Consider the following 23002-nt stretch of genomic DNA (forward strand, 5'->3'; position numbering starts at 1 on the left):
TCCACACAGGTCCGCACGACCGTGACACGAATGTCACGCGGACTGCGCGGCCCGTAAAAATCCTTGGCGGGCCGCATCCGGGCGTAATGCCCTGACCGACCCCATCTACCACCAAAGGCACCCGAAGCCTTGCGGCCAGGGTGCCTGTAACGGCCAAGGGGGCGGAAACCAGACGGTTTCCACCCTCACCTGAACAATTAGCCAGAGTGCGTCATAACGGACGCATCCCGATTGGCCAACTTATTTGATTTCGACAGAAGCGCCGTTGTCTTCAAGGGTCTTCTTGATCTTTTCGGCTTCATCCTTGCTGGCGCCTTCCTTGATGGTCTTGGGCGCACCCTCGACCAGATCCTTGGCTTCCTTCAGGCCCAGACCCGTGATCGCGCGGATTTCCTTGATCACGTTGATCTTCTTGTCGCCCGCCTTGGTCAGGACAACGTCGAATTCCGTCTTTTCTTCTGCCGGCGCGCCACCAGCAGCGGCACCCGGTGCAGCAGCCACGGCAACCGGAGCAGCAGCGGAAACGCCCCACTTCTCTTCCAGCAGCTTGGACAGCTCGGCAGCTTCCAGAACGGTCAGAGCGGACAGGTCTTCAACAATCTTGTTCAGATCGGCCATAATTTTGGTCTTCCTAATTTATACACTGGTTGGCACAGCACAATCCCGTTTTTTCAGGAAAATGCCATTTTGTTGATAACCCGGCGGGCCGGGTCATAGGTCTCAGGCTGCTTCGCCCGTCTTGGCATAGGCACCAAAAACCCGTGCAAGCTGTCCGGCCGGCGCCTGGAGCACGCCTGCGATACGCGTTGCCGGCGTGGAGATAAGCCCCACCAGCTGCGCGCGCAGAACGTCCAGGGACGGCAGCTCGGCCAGAGCCTTGATGCTTTCGACGTTGAGCGTCTGGGCACCAAGCGATCCACCGAGCAGAACAAGCTTGTCATTGGTTTTGGCGAACTCGACCAGCACCTTCGCCACTGCCACGGGTTCATCCGCCCACGACAACGCGGTCGGCCCCTTCAGCAGCGGCTTGATGCCTTCGAACTGGGTCCCTGCCAGGGCGAGAGAGGCCAGCCGGTTCTTCGCGACCTTGTGTGTAGCTCCTGCCGCACGCACGCGACGCCGAAGTTCCGTCACATCAGCCACGCTCAGCCCGTCATTACGGGTGACGATGACCATGGACGTCTTCGCGAACACGGCTGCGAGGGAGGCAACAAACTCCCGCTTCTCCGTACGGTCCAAATCCCGTCTCCATCATCATCTGCCGGCATGAACCGGCAGATAGGGTTTACCCTTGGGGCGCGCGGCAAGCCTGCGGCACCCCGGTTCGCCTGTCCTTTCAAACGGAACAACCAGTGCGGGCTTTCGCCCCGATCCGGCAATCCCCGTCTCCCGGTTGCAGCCCGTGCAGGCAATCAAGGCTTACGCCACATCCGGTCATGGACAGGTTCGGAAAATGGCGACAGGGTCGCCATCTCCTGTTCCCTCGCCCTTTTTACGGGGCAAGGTCATCCTTCAGTCGATCAGCCCGCGGTGAAAGCGGACGCGTCAACCGTAACACCCGGCCCCATGGTGGAGGACAGGGCGATCTTCTTGACATACGTGCCCTTCGCACCCGCGGGGCGGGCCTTCTGGACGGCGTCCACGAACGCACGGATGTTTTCGGCCAGCTTGGCTTCGTCAAACGATGCCTTGCCAACGCCTGCATGCACGATACCGGCCTTTTCCGCGCGGTATTCGACCTGACCGGACTTGGCTGCGGAAACCGCGCCCTTCACGTCCATGGTCACGGTGCCCAGCTTGGGGTTCGGCATCAGGCCACGCGGGCCAAGGATCTTACCCAGACGACCAACCAGCGCCATCATGTCCGGCGTCGCGATGCAGCGGTCGAACTCGATTTCGCCCGCCTTCACCTTTTCAGCCAGATCCTCGGCACCAACCACGTCGGCACCGGCGGCCGTCGCTTCCTCGGCCTTCGGGCCACGGGCGAACACACCAACACGCAGGGTCTTGCCCGTGCCGTTGGGCAGGGACAGCAGGCCACGGACCATCTGGTCGGCATGACGCGGGTCGATGCCAAGATTCATGGAGATTTCGACGGTCTCGTCAAACTTCGCCTTGGCGTTCTGCTTGACCAGGTTGATGGCCTCATCAAGACCATACTGCTTCATGCTATCGACAGCGGCGCGGGCTGCGGTCAGACGCTTGTTCTTTGCCATTGTAATCAGCCCTCCACCACGTCGAGACCCATGGAGCGGGCGGAACCCGCCAGCATGCGCACGGCGCCGTCGATATCGTTGGCGTTCATGTCTTTCTGCTTCGTCTCGGCAATCTCGCGCAGCTGCGCAATCGTGACCTTACCGACGGACGCGGCCTTGCCTACGGTCGAGCTGCCCTTGGAAATCTTGGCGGCCTTCATCAGGAAGTAGGTGTTCGGCGGGGTCTTGGTAATGAAGCTGAACGTACGGTCGGCATACGCGGTAATGACGACGGGAATCGGCATACCGGGTTCGAGACCCTGCGTCTTTGCGTTGAACTCCTTGCAGAACTGCATGATGTTCAGGCCGCGCTGACCCAGTGCCGGACCAACCGGTGGGGACGGATTCGCTTTGCCGGCGGGGATTTGCAGCTTGATGTAGCCAACGATTTTTTTGGCCATATCCGGGGCTCCTGACTGTTTCACCCGGACCGCGGTTCTGGTGGCCCGCCCCTGCCCCGCATGGGCAGGAAGCGCGACCTCCCGCGTTCCGATAAGAGGCGCGCACCTACCGCTATTTGGAGGGTGCTGTCAAGTCCCCGTCATGAAATGACCTGCCCGACAGGTCCAGGGAATCGGGGCCATTATCAACATTCACGCCACTGAAGGACCGTGGCATGCGCATATGCGTGTACTGCAGGGGACCAAACGGCTTGATCTGCTTGTTATTGGGCAGTTCGGCCGTGGTCCAGCCCCCGCCCAGTGAACGGATCAGTTCCACCTGCGCCTGCATGTAGCGCGTTTCCACCTGCACCTCCGCAATACGGGCCTGCAGCGCCGCCACCTGTGCCACCACCACGTCGAGGTAGTTGGTCAGCCCACCGGTATAAAGCTGCATGGTCATGTTCTGCGTACGCATGGAGGCCTGCACGGCCTCGGCCTGCTGGACGGATTCGATATTCAGGTCATGGGTCAGGCTCAGGCCGTCTTCCACATCCTTGAATGCATCCAGCACGATGGCGCGGTACTGGTCTTCCGCCTGCCGGTACTGAGACCAGTTGCGCTGCACTTCCGCGCGCCGCAAACCACCCTGGAACAGGGGCATGACCGCCTGCGCGGCATAGTTGTACATGCCGTTGGCGAATTTATCGAGCGTGAAGCCGTTATCCATGAAACCGGCTGTCGCGCTGAAGGTTACACGCGGATAGAACGCGGCGCGTGACACGCCAATGGCGCGGTTCGCCGCCGCCATATGCCGTTCGGCACTGGCAATGTCGGGACGCCGTTCCAGCAGGGTGGCGGGAATGCCGACAGGCGTCGCGACCTTGGGAAACGTAATCTGCGCACGGGGCTGGATATGGAAACTGGTTGGCGTCACGTTTACCAGAATCGCAATGGCGTGTTCCATCACGGCGCGTCGGGCCTGCAGGTCCGTATCCGACGCCTGGGTGGAGGACAGCTGCGTCTGCGCGCGCGATACGTCGATCCCGGCCGCAATCGCGCCAGCCTGCCGCATCTTGGTGATCTTGACTGCGGTTTCGTAATACCGGATCGAGTCGAGATAGACCGCGTGCTGCGCATCCATCCCGCGCAGCTGCATGTAGTCATTGGCCAGTTCGGACTGGATGCTCAGCCTTGCCACCGCGAAATCTGCCGCCGCCGCCTGCGCCAGACGCTGCTGGACGCGCCTGCGGTTACGGATGGCGGACCAGAAATCCGGCTCCCACCGTGCGGCAGCGCTGTACTGCTCGGATGACATGTAGATCGGACCCTGCGACCCCGCGCCACGCCACAGCCGGTGGCTGGATGCCTGGTTCTGGGATGCCCCTGCCCCACCGGTGATCTGCGGATACAGGTTCGACTGTGCTTCCGCCGCGATGTCACGCGCCTGGGTGAAGGCTTCCGCATCGGCCTGCAGGTTGGGGTTCAGGTGGCTGGCGCGTTCCTCCAGTTCATCAAGGGTGGAGTCATGGAAGACCTTCCACCAGTCACCACGGGCTACGGCATCCTGCGGGGTGCCGAACTGCATCACCCCGTCACCCTTCCAGTTGTCGGGCAGCATGTAATGCTGGGCATGATATTTTGGGGCCAGGTCAACGCAGCCCGCCAGCGTACCGGCAATGGCGGCGCATCCCGCCAGCGAAAGCATGCGACGCGACAGGCGGGCGCAGGGCAGGTCGCGTGGCGCTCCATTCATTGACGCACCCCCGTATCGCCTGCGTTGCTGTCCCCTGCCGGCATGGCCCGCACGTCGTCACCCTTGTCCACCGCTGGCGAGGCCGTGGCGCCAGCGTCGTTATATCCCGGCGTCGCGCCGACCAGATAGACCTTCTGGCCCTCCAGCAGTCCAGCCGAGGGGTTGTTCACAATCCGGTCCTTTGGACCGATACCCGCCAGAACCTGCACTTTCGTCCCCAGATTGGTGCCAACCGTTACATTGCGCAGGCGTATGCGGTCATCGGCGTCCACGACCGCCACCTGCATGCCCTGAGCGCGAAACACCAGGGCACCTTCGGGAACTATCAGGATATCGGGGTCACCGGGTGCGACAAAGTGTACATTGGCATAGGAATCCGGCCACAGTTCACGCTTGTCGTTGTCCACCACCAGTTCCGTCGTCACGGTACGCGTGCCGGCGCTGAACGCCTTTGCCGTGGCAAGGAACTTGGCCTTGAACACCCGCCCCGGATACTGCGGCACAGATACATCGCCTTCCAGCTTGGGGCTGATGATGTCGGCATAATCCTGCGGCACGGACACGAACACGCGCATGCGGTGCACGTCCGCCACGCTGAACAGTTCGGTCGCGTTCCCGCGTGAGGAGACATCCCCGCCACCGGCGTTCACGTAATCGCCCACATCGGCCAGGCGGGATGTCACGACCCCGTCAAACGGGGCCACGATCTGCTTGAACGCGATCAGCGCGGCATAGCGGGAGACTTCATGCCGCGCGGCCTCGACCTCCGCCTGGTTGACTTCGGCATTGGCGGCCTGCACGTCCACTTCCTGCTGCGACACGGCCTGCGTGCCCTGCAGCGCGCGCCAGCGTCGGGCCGTGATCTGCGCCAGCCTGTACCGCGCCATGGCCACGTCAAAATTGGCCTTGGACGCGGCGTACTGCGCATCCAGCCCCGGCGTGTCGATGGTGGCGAGGATCTCGCCCGCCTTCACCTTCGCGCCGATATCCTTGTACCACATCTGCACATAGCCCGAGACCTGCGCGAAGATCGGCGCCTGATACCATGCCGAGATATTGCCCGGCAGGTCCAGCGTACGCGTCTTGGGCCCCTTCTGCGGCAGGATCACCTGCACGCGGGGAATGGCGGCATCCTGTGCCGCGTCCTTCAGGTGCGAGACATGGATCCGGCGTTCAAGGATGCCACCCGCAACAATGGCGGCCACCACAACCCCACCCAGGGTGACATACAGCCGTGCACGCCCGGACATGCGCGGCGGGGGGTTTTCGCCTGTGGCGGTCATGCGTGCTCTCCTTCGCCAACGGCGGACTTCTTGGACTTTTTGGAATGAATCAGGGCGAATACGCAGGGTACGAACAGCAGCGTGGCGCAGGTCGCAACCAGCAGGCCGCCCATGACGGCACGGCCCAGCGGGGCATTCTGCGAATTGCTCAGTGACATGGGCAGCATGCCGATGATCATGGCCGACGCCGTCATCAGCACGGGGCGGATACGTTCATACCCCGCCTCGATCGCGGCCCGCAGCGCATCCCCATGCACATCCATCCGTTCCCGCGCGAACGAGACGACAAGGATGGAATTGGCCGTGGCCGTGCCCATGCACATGATCGCCCCCGTCAACGCAGGCACTGACAGCGCGGTATGCGTCAGGAACAGGCTCCATGAAATACCGGCCAGCGCACCGGGCAGCGCGGTAATGATGATGAACGGATCCATCCACGACTGGAAGTTGACCACGATGATCAGGTACACCAGCAGGATCGACATCGCCAGCCCGCCGATCAGCTGGATATAGGCGCCGTTCATGGTCTCCGCCTGCCCACGGATCGTCAGGCTGGAGCCAGCGGGCAGGTCCTTGCGCACGCTGTCCACCACCCGCGCGACTTCACGCGAGACCGCGCCAAGGTCCAGCCCCTCGGTCGAGGCGTAGATATTGAACACCGGCATGATGTTGTAGTGCGAGACCTCGCCCGGCGTGCCTGTCTGCACGATATCGCTCAGCCCGCCCAGAATCTGGGGCGCCCTGTCCTGCGGGTTGCCGTCCCCCTTGTCGATGGGAATGGTCTCGAGGTCGTTCATGGTCTGCAGGAACTGCAGCGGCGTCTGGATATCCACCAGGTGCGACACCCCCGTCTTGGGGTCCAGCCAGTAGGTCGGCGCCACCTGCCCGCTACCCGACAGGACGGCCAGCGCATTGTTCGCCACATCCGCTTCTGTCAGGCCGGTGCCCAGCGCATAGGTCCGGCGCGCATTGACGCGCAGCGTGGGCGTATTCAGCGGTTCCTGCACTGCCACGTCGGCAATGCCGGTAACATGGCGCAGCTTTTCGGCCAGCTTTTCGGCAAAATCGAAATTGGCGTACAGGTTACGCCCCGTCACCTGCACATCCAGCGGCGCAGGCAGGCCGAAGTTCAGGATCTTGGCCGTAAGGTCAGCCGGCATGAAAGTGAGTTCGGTACCCGGGAATTTCTCCGCCAGTCCCTTGCGCAGGATGGTGCGGAATTTGGCAACGGGCGCTTCCTCGTTCTTCAGCGTCACGGTCAGGTCACAGTCCTGCGCGCCTACGGTCGGCGTGGGAATGAAGGCCTGGTTGAGCGGGCTGAACGGCAGGCCGCAGTTGTTGACGATCCCCTCGACCTGTCCCGGCAGCAGGCGTTCGATCTCGTCATTCACCAGCATGGAAATCTTGCCGGCTTCCGCGATCTTGGTGCCCATCGGCGCGCGCATGTGCAGCGCCAGCGCGTTGGAATTGATTTCGGGGAAGAAGTCCTGCCCCGCGAACACCAGCAGCACGAGTGAGGAAAACGCCGCGATGCCGAATATCGGCACGAACCGGCCGCGTATGCTGATCAGATGTTCCAGAATGGCGCGATAGCGGTTGCGGAAGGTCACGAATTTCCGCTCGAACCCCTGCTGGAAGCGTCCGAAGATATTGCGTGGTTCCTGGTGGCCGCCCGCCGCCCTGGCCGCCGCATGCGCCTCGACCTGTGCCGCCAGCATGTATTTGGCCATGGTCGGCACCAGCGTGCGCGACAGGATGAAGGACGCGATCATGGCGAAGATGATGGCTTCGGCCATGGGCATGAACAGCCAGCCCGCGACACCCGTCAGCTGGAACAGCGGCATCCACACGATACAGATACATAATGTGGACACAAAGGTGGGGATAACAATCTGGTTGGCGGCATCAATGATGGCCGTTTCCAGATCCTTTTCCATTTCCAGATGGGCGTCGATGTTCTCGATCATGACAGTCGCGTCATCCACCAGGATACCGACCGCAAGCGCAAGCCCGCCCAGCGTCATGACATTGATGGTCTGCCCCGCCATGCCCAGCCCGATGACCGAACACAGCATGGCCAGCGGGATGGAGGTGGCGATGATGACCGTCGATCGCCACGACCCGAGGAACAGAAGCACCACAAGGCTGGTCAGCAGGGCGGCAGTGCCCATTTCCTGCACCACGTCACGCACCGCCTCCTTCACGAAGGTCGAGGCGTCGCCCAGCACGGTAATGTCCACCCCAGGCGGCAGCGTGCGCACGATGGACGGCAGCAGCGCCTTGATCCCGCTGACCACCGACAGGGTGGAGGCATCGCCACTTTTCATGATGACGATCAGCACCGCCTGATGCCCCTTGACCAGCACCATGTTGGTCTGGGGCGGGCCACCGGCATGCACCCATGCCACGTCACGCAGGTAGACGACGGCGTTGCCTTCCTGCTTGATGGGCATGTTGTTGAAACTGTCTATTTCCTCTGGCGAGGCATTGGTCTGGACCATCCAGTCAAACGCGCCGATCTGCTGGTCACCGGCAGGCAGCACGATGTTCTGCTTGCCCAGCGCGTTGCCGATATCGGTTGCGGACAGACCATGGGCCAACAGCTTGCTCTGGTCCAGATCGACCATGATATTGCCCGGCTGGCCGCCATACGGGTTGGGAATGGCCGCACCCGCCACCGAAACCAGCGCCGGCCGGATCAGGTTGGAGGACATGTCATAGATCTGCGACGCCGTCATGGAATCGGACGACACCTGCAACGTCAGCACCGGCACGGATGATGCGTTGTAGGTCAGCACCAGTGGCGGCGTCATGCCCGCGGGCATCTGCTTGATGACGGTCTGGGAGACGGAGGTGATCTGCGTCTGCGCCACGGCGGTATCGGTGCCGGGCTGGAAGAACACCTTCACGATGCCGCGTCCGTAATAGGACTGGCTTTCGATATGTTCGATATTGTTGACCGTCGCGGTCAGCGCGCGTTCGTAATAATAGACGACGCGGCCCGACATGTCTTCGGGCATGAGACCGGTATAGGTCCAGCAGATCGCAACGACGGGAATGTTGATGCTGGGGAAAACGTCGGTTGGCGTGCGCAGCAGGCCACGGACACCGAACACGACAATAAGGATGGACAGGACAACGAAAGTATAGGGCCGCTTGAGCGCGGTAACGACGATACCGTTCATGCGTGACCTGTTTCCATCCGCCCTGTCGGCTGACCGCCGGTTACGGATTCCGTGTCGCGCACGGACCCGGACAGGTGGTGTTCGTACATATCTCGTCTCCCCGTCTGTCCTTCTGGTGTTAATGGGGGCAGGACGGGTGGCAAATGAAATTTCAATTTAGTTTCCGGTCTGGATCACGTTCGACGGTGGGAAAATGATGCTCATTGTCACGCCGGGCAGGCTGTCATGCATGCGCGACGGCATGATGTCGAGCCGCGCGTGATGCAGCGCCAGAATGGCCGACACCAGACTGAGGCCAAGCCCGCTGCCGGGAATGTGGCGACTTTTGTCCGAACGGTAGAAACGCCCCATGACGGCCTTGCGTTCCTCCGCCGGAATGCCGATGCCGGTATCGACAACCTGCAGCAGCGCACAGTCTCCGCTCATGCGGGTACGGATTTCCACCCACCCGCGTTCGGGTGTGAACTTTATGGCATTGTCCACCAGGTTGGCCAGCACCTCGATCAGCAGGTCCCGGTCCCCCTGCACCTGTATCGGCCCGTCACCGGCCACATGCGACAGACGGATGCCCTTGGTTTCGGCAATGGGTTCATACAGGTCCACTATGTCGGTCACCAGCGTGTCAAGGTCCACCGTACCGAAGCCCGCGCGCCTGCGGCCGTTCTCGATCTCGCCAATACGCAACAGCGCGGTGATGATGGAAAAGGACTGGTCCAGATCATCTATGGTCCGGGAAATGACATTGCGCAGCGCGGCCGCCGAATGATCGGCGTTCAGTGCACGGTCAAGGCGGGCACGTACGCGCGCCAGGGGCGTGCGCAGGTCATGGGCGATGTCGTTGCCCACGTCGCGTATTTCATCCAGCAGCTGCTCCAGCCGGTCCAGCATGCGGTTGACGCTGCCCGCAAGGCGCTGGAGGTCATCATCCTGCTTTCCCGCCGGCAGACGTTCATGCAGGTCACCTTCCATGATCCGGTCGATGGCCTCATGCATATCCTTTACGCGTGACAGGGCGCGGTGGCTGAGGATGATGCCCGTAACCAGCGCAAACAGGACGGTCGGCACGATCGAAACCAGCATGGAATGCCGCATCATCAGCCGCAGCTCGGTGCGCATGTGCCGGCTTCGCCCCAGCACCAGGTACCGTCCCCCCGGCACGCTGACCGCCACCATGCGCAGCACCGTGGCGGAACCGCCGCCCATCGCCTCCGGCCCGATGACATGCACATGCCCGTCCGCCACCAGTCCGGTGGGCCAGCTGTGCAGGTCGCCCACGATGTAATGCTGCTGCGTATCAAACAGCGTCGTGACGTTCATGATGATGCGCAGGTCATCGGTGGCGCGGTCACGCACCTGCTGTTCCAGTTCGGCGGGGGTTTCGCGCTGCAGGATACCGGCCTCGCGCAGCAGCAGCATGTCCGAACGCCGGGCCTCGAACACGCTGGCCTGGCTGTAGCCGAAAAAGAACTGCAACGCCGCCGAACCGATCATTGCCGCCACCACCGCCAGCGTCAGGCGGAAGGTGGCGGTACGGAACAGTTCGTTACGAATCACGCAGCATGAACCCCGCGCCGCGGATGCTCTGGATCAGGGGCGGCCTGCCGCTTTCATCGATCTTGCGGCGCAGCTTGCCGATATGCACGTCAACCAGGTTGGTCTGGGGAATGAAGCGGTAATTCCACACATCCTCCAGCAGCATGTTGCGCGTCAGCACCTGTCCCGGTCGGCGCATGAGGTATTCCAGCAGCCGGAATTCACGTGGCAGCAGGTCAATAAGCACGCCATCGCGCGTGACGGTGCGCTCGATCAGGTCCATTTCCAGCGGACCGACACGCAGCATGGTACGGCGCGACGTATCGGGCCTGCGCAGCAGCGCCTCCACCCGCGCGGCCAGTTCCTCCATCGCGAAGGGCTTGGTCAGGTAATCATCGCCCCCCGCCTTCAGCCCGCTGACCCTGTCATCCACCGCGGACAGGGCGGACAGCACCAGCACCGGCACATGGACCTTGCGCTCACGCAGGGTCTCGATCAGCGTCAGGCCATCCAGTTCGGGCAGCATGCGGTCCACGATCATGACATCGAAATGCGCGTTCAGCCCCATGGACAGGCCGGCGGCGCCTGACTCCTCATGCTGGACATTAAACTGGCGGCTTTCGAGTTCCTCCGCCACTTCCTGCGCGATCTTGCTGTCATCCTCCACCAGCAGGACACGCGGCGCGGCCCCGCCCGTGGGGGGAACGGGCACGGTTTCGGGACGGTGGGTTTCGGACGGAACGCTCATGATTCCTCTTTATGCAGCGCGGGCCGGAACACGGCCAATTAAAATCGTTTTCAGCTACGCCCCATACCTCCGGCCCCTTCCCGCGACCATGCGGGCGCCATGTCCGTCTGCGCGCCGCCGCCATCATCCGTGGCGGGCGGTGGGGGAAAGCCGTCATCCCTGGCAGGTGCGGCGTGGGTATCCACATCCAGTTCACGCAGCCTGCGGGTGACAAGGCCCGTACGCCTGCGGGCTTCATCAATGGAGGATGACATGGCGGATGCATTGCGGGCCAGTTTTTCCAGCACCCCATCCATGCGCAGCATTTCCTGGCGCGTGGCCCCCAGCAGGCGCGCGATGTCATCAGTGCGCCGTTCCAGCGCAAGCGTGACGTAACCAAGGTGAATGGTCCGCAGCATGGCGGGCATCAACCCCGGCCCCATCACGATAACGCGATAGGTCCGGCCGATTTCGTCCAGCAGGCCGGGAATCCGCGCAACCTCGGCATACAGCCCGTCGGTGGGCAGGTACAGGACGGCGAATTCAACCGTGACAGGCGGCACGATATATTTGGTCGCGATCTTGCGGGCCTCGATACGCAGGGTGGTTTCCAGCGCGCGACGCGCGGCGCGTTCGGCATCGGGGTTGCAATCCTCAACCGCCTGCAGAAGGCGCTCGTAGGCTTCGGTCGGGAATTTGGAATCAATGGCCAGCACTGGCGGCACGGTGGCGCGTACCGGCATGCGCACGGCGAATTCCACGACCTCGCGGCTGTCATCACGCAGGCGGCGGTTGGTTTCGTACGCCCCTTCGGGCAGCACGTCATCCAGAATGCTGCGCAACTGGGATTCACCCCACCCGCCCCGTGTCTTGACGTTGGAAAACAGGCGCTTGAGATCGCCCACCTGCGCGGTCATGGCCGAAACCTCGCCCATGGCCTTCTGCATGGCAGCAATCTGTTCCAGCACACGCTGGAAGGATGTCTGCATCTGCTTTTCAACAGCCTGATGCAGGCGTTCATTCACGGCCGCGCGCAGTTCATCACTCTGCCGCCTGCCCTCCTCCGCCATTTCGCGCAGGGATTCGGACTGCGTCACCCGCATGTCCGCAAGGTCGCGGCCCATCATGCGGGCGATGCGGTTGAAGGTTTCGGTCATTTCCTGGTGCCGCTGGTCCAGCCGCGTTGACAGCGCGCGTTCAATATCCGCCATGCGGGCGCGCTGGGCCTCGTTTTCAGCCACACGGGCCGCGGTCTCACGCTCCATCATCACGCACAGCCGCGCCAGCTGGTCCGCTTCCCCCTGTCCTGCCATAAGCGAAAGACGGCGCAGCACGATCAGGGACACCAGGCACGATACGGCGGCAAACACCACCCCGAGCCACAAAAGCGCAGATCCGGACATATCGGACATGGTGGATGATTTCCCATCAGACAGAACAAAACATGTCCGTGCCCTGTAACGCCGGGGATGTAAAGCCATCATGTTTTTTTGGAATATCTGGCAACCGTGATATGCAGCAACCGTAACATTCCGCCTTTCACCTGATTTTCAGGTTCGCATGGCGCCAAAACCCACTAGCGTGCCCCGGCATGCCTTCACCCCGCCCGTTCGCGGTGCCGGAAACCGAACCGTTCTTGAGGACCCATCCACCATGCCCGAGGAAACGCCGACCTGCCCGCAAGCCCGACCGGCGCGGCGCGGATCCCTGTTTCGCAGCCTGTATGCACAGGTTGTCATCGCGGTCGTGGCGGGCATCGTGCTGGGCTATGCCTGCCCGCACGCGGCCGTGACGCTGAAGCCGCTGGGTGACGGGTTCATCCGGCTGGTCAAGATGGTGATCCCGCCGGTCATCTTCCTGACGGTGGTAACGGGTGTCGCCAGCCTGTCTGACCTGGGGCAGGCGGGGCGGCTGGCAGGCAAGGCGATGGTGTATTTCCTCACCTTTTCCTCGCTGGCGCTGGTGGTGGGCATGGTCATGGCCAACATCGTACAGCCGGGCGCGCATATCCACGCTGACCCCGCGACGCTGGATACCCATGCGGTGGCCGCCTATACCGCGCGTGCGCAGGCCCATTCGTTCAGTGACTTCCTGCTCAACATCATTCCCGACACGGTAGTCAGCGCCTTTGTGTCCGGTGACATCCTGCAGGTGCTGCTGATCGCCATCCTGTTCAGCATCAGCCTGTCGCACATGGGGGCGAAGGGACAGGCCATCCTGACGCTGCTCAAGCAGCTGACGCAACTGGTGTTCGGGGTGGTGCGGCTGGTCATGTATGCAGCCCCCATCGGCGCGCTGGGGGCCATGGCGTTCACCATCGGGCGGTTTGGCATCGGGTCCGTGCTGCACCTCGCCTTCCTGGTGGCGACGTTCTATGCCACGTCCGCGCTGTTCGTGGTGGTGGTGCTGGGGGCGGTCGCGCGGTGGAACGGCTTCCGCATCCTGCCGTTGCTGGCCTATCTGCGTGAGGAACTGCTGATCGTGCTGGGCACCAGTTCGTCTGAATCGGCGTTGCCCAGCCTCATGACCCGGATGGAAAACGCCGGCTGCGCGCCCTCTGTCGTGGGACTGGTGGTGCCGATGGGCTATTCCTTCAACCTTGACGGCACCAACATCTACATGTCGCTGTCGGCGCTGTTCATCGCGCAGGCGACGGACGTGCATCTGGGGCTGGGGCAGCAGATCAGCCTGCTCCTGGTCGCCATGATCAGTTCCAAGGGTGCAGCGGGGGTCACGGGGGCGGGCTTCGTCACCCTTGCCGCGACGCTGGCGGTGGTGCCTGACGTACCGGTGGCAGGCATGGGGCTGATCCTGGGCATTGACCGTTTCATGTCGGAATGCCGGTCGCTGACCAATATCATCGGCAACGCGGTAGCCACCATCGTGCTGGCCCGGTGGGAAGGCGCGCTGGATACCGACCGTCTGGATGCTGCCCTGTCGGGCCGCATCAGCGATGAAGATGCTGACACCCCCATCATCGCCGGCACGACCGCCCTGCCCGACCGCCCGTCCCGCTAGGTCACGCGCGGCATACGCCTTTCCTTTCCCTGACGCTCCTTTCGCATCCATAGGTTGCCCATCATGCCTGTTTTCACGATCCAGACCGGCGCGCTGACCACCGCGCAGAGAATACGAAGCATTATTGCGGGTTCATCCGGAAATCTGATCGAATATTACGATTGGTACGTCTATGCGGCATTTTCCATGTATTTTGCCCATGACTTCTTTCCCAAGGGCAACCAGACGACGGAACTCCTGCGCAGTGCGGCGGTGTTCGCCATCGGTTTCCTCATGCGGCCGGTGGGCGGGTGGCTCATGGGGCTTATGGCGGACCGGCACGGGCGACGCGCGGCGCTGAGCGTTTCCATCGTTGCCATGTGCGCCGGCTCGCTGGCTATTGCCGCCTGCCCGACATATGACCGCATTGGCCTTGCGGCGCCCTGCGTCCTGCTGCTGGCACGCCTGCTGCAGGGGCTGAGCCTGGGGGGCGAATACGGGGCCAGCGCCACGTACCTGTCAGAAATCGCACCACCCGCGCAACGCGGGTTTTATGCCAGTTTCCAGTATGTCACGCTGGTCATGGGCCAGCTTCTGGCACTTGTGGTGCTGCTGATCCTGCAGTTCGTCCTGCTTACACCCGCGCAGCTTGGGGCATGGGGCTGGCGCGTTCCATTCTGTATCGGCGCGCTGCTGGCGCTGTCCATCCTGTGGTTCCGGCGCGGCATGGCCGAAAGCGAACAGTTCAATGCAGCCAGCCATGACCCCGCCGCCCATGGCGGCCTGCGCGTACTGCTGCGCCACCCGCGCGAGGTACTGGGCGTGTGCGGCCTGACGCTGGGGGGCACGGTCGCGTTCTATACGTTCACCATCTACATGCAGAAATATCTGGTCAACACGTCCGGGCTGAGCAGGGAGCAGTCCACGCTGGTGTCCACCGCGTCGCTGGTCGTGTTCGCCATGGTCCAGCCCGCCTTTGGCGCACTGTCGGACCGGGTGGGCCGCAGGCGGCTGCTGCTGTCCTTTGGTGTTATCGGCTGTCTTGCGACCGTCCCGCTCATGCAGGCGCTGTCCTGCGTGCAGTCGCCACTGGCGGCGTTTGGCCTGGTGACGGCGGCCCTGATCGGGATTTCGGGCTATACGTCCATCAACGCGGTGGTCAAGGCGGAACTGTTTCCCACCCGTATCCGTGCGCTGGGGGTGGCGCTACCCTATGCGCTGACCGTCTCGATCTTTGGTGGCACGGCGGAATACGTGGCCCTGTGGTTCAAGCAGATCGGGCATGAAGGGCTGTTTTACTGGTACGTAACCGGATGCATCGCCTGTTCGCTGCTGACCGTGCTGTTCGTGCTGCCCGGTCATGACCGCATCACGCAGGAACGCTAAAAAACAAAAATTTAGACTGCCGCCTTTTTCCAAAAAGGCGGTGTTCTTTCAAAGCTTTTTGAAAAAATTCTTCACCCAGAACTTCCCGCTGTTTTACAGGCGGGTCCGCACCCTCAGTGAACATGCATGAGGTTGCGCAGGAAACCGGGGAGTAGCATGGCGTACGGGTTCACGTGCACCGCCGGGTTATCCATCGGCCCCGTGACCTGATACGTGGCGGACACGACGCCACCATTCTTTTCAGGGCTGAACAGCCAGCCCAGCAGCCCGGGCAGGTGCCCCGGCGCCGCGTTCACGGCAAAGGCGGGGATGATGGTGCCATCGAGGTTGAGTGTCTTCTTCTCGAGGTTCACGTCACCTGACACCGTGGCCCCGAGGGAGGCATTGCTGACCAGCCCGTCGGCAATATGGATATTGCCTTCATCCAGCGTGACGGGCGCATCCAGTTGTTCAACCTGAAAGCTGGGCGCATGCGGCGCACGCAGCCAGCCGTAGATCGAGGCATTGTTGGCCATGCGCACGACCGCCGGCACGTTGCGCAGCACGAACGGCCCCATATGCACCTTGCCCGAGAAGGGAGCGGTCGCGACACTGTCATCAAAGCTGCCGGTAATGTCGGTCACGCCGCCCTGCATTTCATCGGTCACCTTCATGTCCTGCAGCAGTGTGCCAAGGCTGGCCACATGCACGTCCAGCACACGCGTATTACCCTGCGGGGTCAGGTGTGCCTCGGCGGCGACCGGTCCTTCCACCGTCATGACGCCGCGCGTCAGGCGCACGCCATTGGTTTCCAGATGGCTATGCACATTCGTCAGCGTATCTTTCGGGCTGTAATACAGGGTGCGGGCATCCACATTCAGGTCCCATCTGCGCCCCGGCGGCCCCTTGACGCGGCCACTGGCCATTTCGGGAACATGATAGCCACTGCTGCCCTGCTGGCTGGCCACCTTGGCGGATGCGGTATCATCCCTGGCGGTCTGGAATGAAACCAGCGGCGACAGGTCCAGCACCTTTGCCGCCACATTCACCCCGATCGGGTCACTGTCACGCACCGGCAGCGTCACCGATGCATTGCCCATGGACCGGCCAACATGGAACCCGCGCAGGATCAGGCGGCGCGCGACGCCTGATGCGGTTTCGGCATGGCCATCGATCAGCAGGTCAGGCCCGACGGCACGGATGTTTTCGATGCTGGAAATCTGGCCATGGTCCAGGTCCAGTTCGACGGAGGCATTCGCCTCCTGCCCCACCTTCTTGGACCAGATGGGGATGGCCAGCGCCGCACGGTCAAGGTCAAGGTCGATATCCACCTGCGCCCTGCCGCCCACGTAACGGTCGTAATCCACATCCAGCTGGGCGCTGCCGGAAAAATGCTCGCCCATCTCGAAACCGGCACGCCGCACCCCTTCCGGCGTGACATGTCCCTGCAGGCTGGCGCTTTCCACCGCATGGACCATCGGCCCGCTGCGGAAATCCATGGTATAGATCACGCTTGAGGGAATGCCCGCCAGCACCCCGGTCCCCTGCAGCAGCAGGCCGTTGATCGTGGCGTCGATCCCCAGGTTGCCATTATCCAGCGGCCGCCCCACCACCACATTGCCCAGATGGACCCGCCCCAGATCGGTATGGCTGCGCAGGTCGATCTGGTCCAGCCGCACATGCGCATCCAGCGGCAGCGCGATATGCAGCGACACATTGGCCCGCCCTTCGGGGTGGGTGAAGGACATGGGATGGCGCGACAGCACATTCAGCCGCGGTTCGGCCAGCAGCGCCAGCACATCGCGCGCATTCCCCAGCAGGGTGACGTTGATGTCCCCCAGCTGCACCTTTTCATTCAGGCCCGTAATCCGCATCGAACCCGGTCCGACCTCGATCCGGCCTGTCCCGGTGGCGTCCACATGGCGGTTCGCAAGGTCCACCAGCTGATAGGCATGGCCGAAGCGGATCATGATTTCATCCGGGCCATCGAATGTCAGATGGGCATCCATGTCATGCATGGGCGGGATGGGACGCAGCCAGTGCAGTTCCATATGGTCGGCGTCAATCGTCCCCCCCAGCGAGACGAGGTCCAGCCCGTCCCAGCCCCTGTGGCTGGACAGTCCCATATTCACCTGCAGTTCCTGCACGTGTCCTTCAGGAATGTTCTGCGTCACCCACCGACGCGCACCCTTCATGGCGCGGGGGGGCCAGAAATCGCCCAGCGTCGCAAAATCCAGAGACCGCGCACGCGCCGCGACATTCAGCGCCACTGCCTTCGGATGCAGCAAGGATGCCGATTTCAGGTCCGCCGTAGCATCCAGCGTGGGACCGCTGCCATCATCGGTCGCATGGCCCGGCGCGCGCAGGTGCAGTTCCAGCCGCTTCAGCATGACATGCAGCGGACCATCAAACGGTGCATTGCCTGGCCCCGGCCCCAGCGCGCCCACCAGGTCGGCCTCCCCTTCACCCACAAGGAACTGCCCGGCCTTGCGTGTCGTGACCTTCCCGTTGCCCGCGTTCAGGTGCAGCGTGAAATCACGCGGCATGAGGAAAGGCATATCCCGCCCGCCATTACGGAAGGCGACCTGCAGTTGCCCCCCCACCGGCAGGCCCAGCGGTTCGACCTCCTTCTGTCCCGGCGCAAAGGCTGCGGGGCTGATCGGGTCAAGCTGCAGGGTCCAGTTCACCTGCCCCGGCCCGACGCGATCGCCCGTGCCATGCACCACCAGCCGTTCGCCATTGCCCTCCAGCCCGAGGCGGACATCACCCGTAATGCCCTTCTGCCCGGACTCGGTCACGACCTTCAGCCGCGCATCGGCTTCACCCAGCCGCCATGTGCGCCCGGTCATGCGATCGGCAAAATTGACATGGGTATCGGATATGACCGCCTGCCGCAGCGCCGTCAGGTCCACGGGGGCCGGTTCTTCGGGTTTGGTCGAGGGGTATGGCGTGTCAGGCCCAAGGTCGAGACCGAATTTGCCCTGGCTGTTACGCGCAAGTTTCAGCCGCCCATGTGAGGCGGAAAGTTCAAGTATCCGCACGCTGCCATGAAACAGCGCCGGACTGTCCAGTGTCAGCCGCCCCCGGCGCAGGGTATCGGCAACCTGCCCGTCACGGCGCTGGATCCGCACATCCTCCACCCATATGACCAGAGGCGCGCGCAGGCCTTCATGCACGGCGTTCCACCCCATGCGCACATGCCCGGCGGACAGGGAGCCGATGATGTCCTGATGCCGCAGCCCATGGGCAACCGGCAGCGGCATGAGCAGGCTGACCACCGGCGTTACATCCAGCGGCCCGGCGGACAGCCGCACCGTCAGCCCCAGCAGCAGCACGGCAGGCAGTGTAATGCACAGCAGCACCAGCCAGATCACCACGCGCCCGGCCGCCATCACCGCGCGGCGCACGCGGCCGGGACTGGACACAGGGTCCGGGGCGGGAGAGGGTTGACCTGCTTCCGTCATGCCGCCCACGCTATGCCATCACGCAAGGCCGCGTGACTTTTCAGCTTCTTACCGGACCGTTCGCCATGGACCAGCCTGCCTTCCCCCCCCTCGTGCCGCATCCATCGTGGCATGGCTGCACATGGCCCCACGCGGCCGATACGCGCGCGGCCCGTATCCTGCGTGAAAACCTGACGGATGCCTGCGCGCGCGCAGGGCTGCCCGACATTGCGGCGATACCCGGACTGGGGCCGCTGCTGGATGCCATCGGGGGAAACAGCCCCTACCTGTCCGATCTGGCGCTGCGCGACACGATGGCCTTTGCCGACCTGCTGAGCGATGGGGCGGATGCGTGCGTGCGGCGCATCCTGTCGGATCTGGAGGCCCTGCCGCCCGAAACCGCCCGCGCGGAGGTCATGGCTGCATTGCGCGTTGCCAAACGGCAGGCGGCGCTGGCCATTGCGCTGGCCGATATCGGCGGCGCATGGACGCTGGAGCAGGTCACCCTCGCGCTGAGCCAGCTGGCCGAGAATGCACTGGGCGCCGCGGTCAGACATCTGCTGCTGCATGCACATGACACCGGGCGACTGCGCCTGCGTAACCCCGAAACCCCGTGCCGGGGCAGCGGCTTCGTGGTTCTGGCAATGGGGAAGCTGGGCGCGCGGGAACTGAACTACTCCTCGGACATAGACCTGATCATCCTGTATGACCCGGACCGTCACCCCGGCAATGGGGAACTGCGGCATACCTTTGTGCGCATGACTAGCGATCTTGTCACGCTTATGGAAGCGCGTGATGCAAATGGTTACGTTTTCCGCATGGACCTGCGGCTGCGCCCGGACCCGTCCGCCACCCCTGCCGCCGTGTCCTTTCCCGCCGCCATCCAGTATTACGAAAGCATGGGCCGGACATGGGAACGCGCGGCCATGACAAAGGCGCGGCCCGTCGCGGGAGACATCACGGCGGGGCGCCGTTTTCTCAAAAGCATTCATCCGTTCGTATGGCGCCGCCATCTGGATTTCGCGGTAATTGACGATCTGCACGACATGAAAGCACGGATCGACCGCCATCGTAACGCGGGACATGCCAACCTGGGCAGCCTGCCGCCCGAATTCATCCGCGATCCGGACGCGGCCACGGGCTGGCTGCTGGGACAGAACGTCAAGCTGGGACAGGGCGGCATACGGGAAGTGGAATTCGTGGCCCAGGCGCTGCAGCTGGTATGGGGCGGCAGGCGGCCCGAACTGCGTGACCCCACCACGCTGGGCGCATTGCGCAGGCTGCGCCGCGCGGGTCTGCTGGAACGTGAGCAGTCCGCAATACTGGCCCGCAATTACCGCATGCTGCGACAGGCCGAACACCGGCTGCAGATGCGCATGGACCACCAGACCCATACCCTGCCGGACACACGTGACGGATTCGCGCGCTTTGCGACGTTCATGCTGGCATCGGGTGCAGGGGATCTGGCCTGTGGCATGCTGTCGGTCATGCAGCGTTCGCGCCGCACCTTCGATCTGCAGTTTGCCGAAAATGACGCGCAGGACATCACCATCGCCCCTGAAGATGCCGATGCCGCCGACCGGCTGCTCGAGCACGGTTTTCCCGCAGCCGACATAAGCGACGCCCTGGTCATCCTGAACCGGTGGGAGGGCAACCGCCTGCGCGCGCTGCGCTCGGACCGGGCGCGCAAGCTGCTGCGTCGGCTGCTGCCCGCCATCATGACGGAAATAGGCAAGCGCCGGCAGCCGCTGACCGTGCTGCGACGGTTTGACGCGCTGCTGGAACGCCAGTGGGCGGGGGTGCAGTTCCTGTCGCTTCTGGAACGCAATCCCGCGCTGATCCACCGCATCGTCACGGTGCTGGACTGCGCGCCATTCCTGGCGGACCATCTGGCGCAGACGCCCTCCGCGCTGGACGGGTTGCTGGACATGGATGGCGGCCCCGGCGCGCTGGGCACTGCCACGGCGCTGGTGCGGCGGCATATTGCAGGTGCGCAGTCGGCCGAACAGGTGCTGCCGGTGCTGCGCGGCCTTGTCTGTGGCGAGGAATTCCGCCTGTCGGTCGCACGCCTTGAACACCGCATGAGCGAGGAACGCGCCGCCCGTGCGCGCACGGCCATGGCGGAAACGGTGATACGGGGCCTGTTGCGCGTGGTCAGCGCCGAACACAGGCGCCGCCATGGCACGGTGCCCGGCGGGTCCATGTCGGTGGTCGCACTGGGCAAGGCCGGATCGTGTGAAATGATGCCGGGATCGGACCTTGACCTCATGCTGGTGTTCGATCACCCCGCCGATGCGGGGGAAAGCGTCATCCCCGCCACAACACCTGCCGATGGCCTGCCCCCTCGCCCGCTGGCGGCCGGCACGTATTATGTCCGGCTGGCGCATGCCTTTGTCGCAGCACTGACCGCACCGGGGCGCGAGGGACCACTGTACGAGGTGGACATGCGGCTGCGTCCGTCGGGGTCCAAGGGGCCGGTTGCCGTCTCGCTGTCCGCCTTCCGCCGCTATCACGCGGAATCCGCATGGACCTGGGAACGCATGGCCCTGACGCGCGCACGCGTCGTCGCGGGACCGCCGCGGCTGAATGGCGAACTGCGCGCGGCCATTGCCACGGCACTGGGCCACGGCGCCCGCACTGCGCAGGAACGCGACCAGATCATCCATGACGTGCGCCACATGCGCGAACGCCTTGCCCGTGAACGCCCCGCCACCAGCCCGTGGGACATCAAGCGCCGTCGCGGCGGACTTATGGATGTGGAATTCGTGGCCCAGGGGCTGCAACTGCTGACAACTGATCCCGCCAACCGCCGCCAATCCACCCGCCTGGCCCTGCTGCGGCTGGCGCAGGGGGGGGAAATCGCCCTGGCCGATGCACGCCTGCTGCGGCGCGCCGACCTGTTCTGGCGGGCGCTGCAGGGGCTGATCCGCATCATTTGCGGCAGTGAGATACCCGATACCATTCCCGCCGCCAGCCTTGAAATCCTGACGGGTGAATTCCGGGTGGCGGACGCGGACAGGCTGCTTGCGCGCATGGACCGCATGGCCGCTGACGTACGCAAAGTATTCGACCGGCTGTTTCCGCCCACCACGGACACATAAGCGCGCGGCGCGCATGGCGACGGTTCCCGAACGGGACAGGGCGGTGCATGATCGCCCCCATTCCACGACTGCATGCGTCCCCCCGATGGGGGCGGCGCATGCAGCCAGATCAGCGAGGCAGGTCATGAACGACACGACACCCCCCTTTCCCGAACCCGGCAGCGCCGTTCCCGATTTCAGCATGCCCGCAAGCCACGGCCGCGCGGTCAGCCTGCATGCACTGCAGGGACATCCGTTCGTCCTGTATTTCTATCCCAAGGCCAATACCTCGGGCTGCACGAAGGAAGCATGTGAATTCCAGGCCGCATTGGCGGACCTGCATAAAGACGGCGTAACCGTCATCGGGGTTTCACGCGATGACATGCCCGCGATCGAAAAATTCGCAGCCGACCATGGCCTGACCTTCCCGCTTGCGTCCGACAGTGACGGCACGGTGACCGAGGCCTATGGCGTATGGGTGGAAAAATCCATGTACGGCCGCAAATACATGGGCATTGAACGCGCGACCTTCCTGGTCGATGCCACCGGGCACCTGGTCCAGGCATGGCGCAAGGTCAAGGTCACGAACCACGTCGCCGCCGTGCGCAAGGCCATTGCTACCTTGACGCTACAGGCGGCTACCGGCGGCTAGATCAGTAATACGGCCGGCCCGGCCCGCCATAGGGGCCATAGACCACCACGGGCGGCGGCGGAGGCGGCGGTGCATAATAGGCCATGGGCGGCGCCGGGCGGTAATACATCGGCGGCGGCGGAGGGGGCGGCGGCCCGTAGGCATCAACCATGGCGCCCGCCACGGCACCGCCGACAAGGCCACCAACTAGCCCGCCGACAAACGCATCGCCACCACCACGCCCGTGGGCCTGTGCCTGCGGGGCGGCGACCGCAAGCCCTGCAAGAATCAGAAGCCCTGCTGCGATACGTCCTGTCTTCTTCATCAACCTGTTCCCGTTACTGGTCCTGATCTGGCGGGATGAAGC

General features: G+C 63.6%; 16 protein-coding genes. 4 read left to right on the forward strand and 12 right to left on the reverse strand.

All coding sequences use genetic code 11. The annotated features are described in order from the left end of the window. Positions 1–240: 240 nt before the first annotated feature. The 10 genes from rplL to HNO79_RS07985 all read right to left on the reverse strand — a co-directional run bounded on the left by rplL (position 241) and on the right by HNO79_RS07985 (position 12531). Entirely contained in the window at positions 241–618 is a 378-nt protein-coding gene (gene rplL, locus HNO79_RS07940) for a 50S ribosomal protein L7/L12 (RefSeq protein ID WP_010513091.1), read from the reverse strand. A gap of 102 nt (positions 619–720) precedes the next feature. Next, positions 721–1239, reverse strand: a complete 519-nt coding sequence (rplJ, locus tag HNO79_RS07945; RefSeq protein ID WP_010513092.1) for a 50S ribosomal protein L10 — start codon at positions 1237–1239, stop codon at positions 721–723. Between the two features lie 281 nt (positions 1240–1520). Beyond that, the gene (gene rplA, locus HNO79_RS07950) at positions 1521–2216 is read right to left on the reverse strand and encodes a 50S ribosomal protein L1 (RefSeq protein ID WP_010513093.1); all 696 of its coding nucleotides are present in this window, start codon (positions 2214–2216) and stop codon (positions 1521–1523) included. Between the two features lie 5 nt (positions 2217–2221). Continuing rightward, positions 2222–2656: a 50S ribosomal protein L11 gene (gene rplK / locus HNO79_RS07955; protein WP_010513094.1), complete on the reverse strand. Its 435-nt coding sequence runs from the start codon at positions 2654–2656 to the stop codon at positions 2222–2224. A gap of 112 nt (positions 2657–2768) precedes the next feature. Next, the gene (locus HNO79_RS07960) at positions 2769–4391 is read right to left on the reverse strand and encodes an efflux transporter outer membrane subunit (protein ID WP_052953089.1); all 1623 of its coding nucleotides are present in this window, start codon (positions 4389–4391) and stop codon (positions 2769–2771) included. Next, positions 4388–5674 (reverse strand): efflux RND transporter periplasmic adaptor subunit, encoded by a 1287-nt coding sequence (locus HNO79_RS07965; protein ID WP_010513096.1) that lies wholly within the window; start codon positions 5672–5674, stop codon positions 4388–4390. The genes HNO79_RS07960 and HNO79_RS07965 overlap by 4 nt, the downstream gene beginning before the upstream one ends. Beyond that, entirely contained in the window at positions 5671–8859 is a 3189-nt protein-coding gene (locus HNO79_RS07970) for an efflux RND transporter permease subunit (RefSeq protein WP_214165174.1), read from the reverse strand. The genes HNO79_RS07965 and HNO79_RS07970 overlap by 4 nt, the downstream gene beginning before the upstream one ends. Before the next feature lie 156 nt (positions 8860–9015). Beyond that, positions 9016–10413, reverse strand: a complete 1398-nt coding sequence (locus HNO79_RS07975; RefSeq protein WP_010513098.1) for a sensor histidine kinase — start codon at positions 10411–10413, stop codon at positions 9016–9018. Beyond that, positions 10403–11140: a response regulator transcription factor gene (locus tag HNO79_RS07980; protein WP_010513099.1), complete on the reverse strand. Its 738-nt coding sequence runs from the start codon at positions 11138–11140 to the stop codon at positions 10403–10405. Before HNO79_RS07980 ends, HNO79_RS07975 begins: the two co-directional genes overlap by 11 nt. Positions 11141–11190: 50 nt before the next feature. Further along, positions 11191–12531, reverse strand: coding sequence for a DNA recombination protein RmuC (locus HNO79_RS07985; RefSeq protein ID WP_214165173.1), 1341 nt, complete (start codon positions 12529–12531; stop codon positions 11191–11193). 241 nt (positions 12532–12772) lie between these two features. On the opposite strand from HNO79_RS07985, the gene HNO79_RS07990 reads away from it, so the two are divergent. Both HNO79_RS07990 and HNO79_RS07995 read left to right on the forward strand, forming a co-directional pair. After that, positions 12773–14137 (forward strand): dicarboxylate/amino acid:cation symporter, encoded by a 1365-nt coding sequence (locus HNO79_RS07990; protein ID WP_200409648.1) that lies wholly within the window; start codon positions 12773–12775, stop codon positions 14135–14137. Positions 14138–14200: 63 nt separating this feature from the next. Continuing rightward, positions 14201–15502 (forward strand): MFS transporter, encoded by a 1302-nt coding sequence (locus HNO79_RS07995; RefSeq protein WP_181418175.1) that lies wholly within the window; start codon positions 14201–14203, stop codon positions 15500–15502. Between the two features lie 113 nt (positions 15503–15615). On the opposite strand, the gene HNO79_RS08000 is transcribed toward HNO79_RS07995, so the two are convergent. After that, on the reverse strand, positions 15616–18945 hold the full coding sequence (locus tag HNO79_RS08000) for an AsmA-like C-terminal region-containing protein (protein WP_214165172.1): 3330 nt from the start codon (positions 18943–18945) through the stop codon (positions 15616–15618). 65 nt (positions 18946–19010) lie between these two features. Between HNO79_RS08000 and HNO79_RS08005 the strand changes: the two genes are divergently transcribed. Both HNO79_RS08005 and HNO79_RS08010 read left to right on the forward strand, forming a co-directional pair. Further along, a complete protein-coding gene (locus tag HNO79_RS08005) occupies positions 19011–22025 on the forward strand; it encodes a bifunctional [glutamine synthetase] adenylyltransferase/[glutamine synthetase]-adenylyl-L-tyrosine phosphorylase (protein WP_214165171.1) in 3015 nt (1004 codons plus the stop codon). A 124-nt stretch (positions 22026–22149) separates the two neighbouring features. After that, positions 22150–22656, forward strand: a complete 507-nt coding sequence (locus HNO79_RS08010; RefSeq protein WP_214165170.1) for a peroxiredoxin — start codon at positions 22150–22152, stop codon at positions 22654–22656. Between the two features lies 1 nt (position 22657). Here the strand turns inward: HNO79_RS08010 and HNO79_RS08015 are convergent, their stop codons facing one another. Continuing rightward, positions 22658–22960, reverse strand: coding sequence for a hypothetical protein (locus tag HNO79_RS08015; protein ID WP_048856420.1), 303 nt, complete (start codon positions 22958–22960; stop codon positions 22658–22660). Positions 22961–23002: the final 42 nt, after the last annotated feature.

The sequence above is a fragment of the Komagataeibacter oboediens genome (assembly GCF_018491655.1).
Classification (GTDB): Bacteria; Pseudomonadota; Alphaproteobacteria; order Acetobacterales; family Acetobacteraceae; genus Komagataeibacter; species Komagataeibacter oboediens.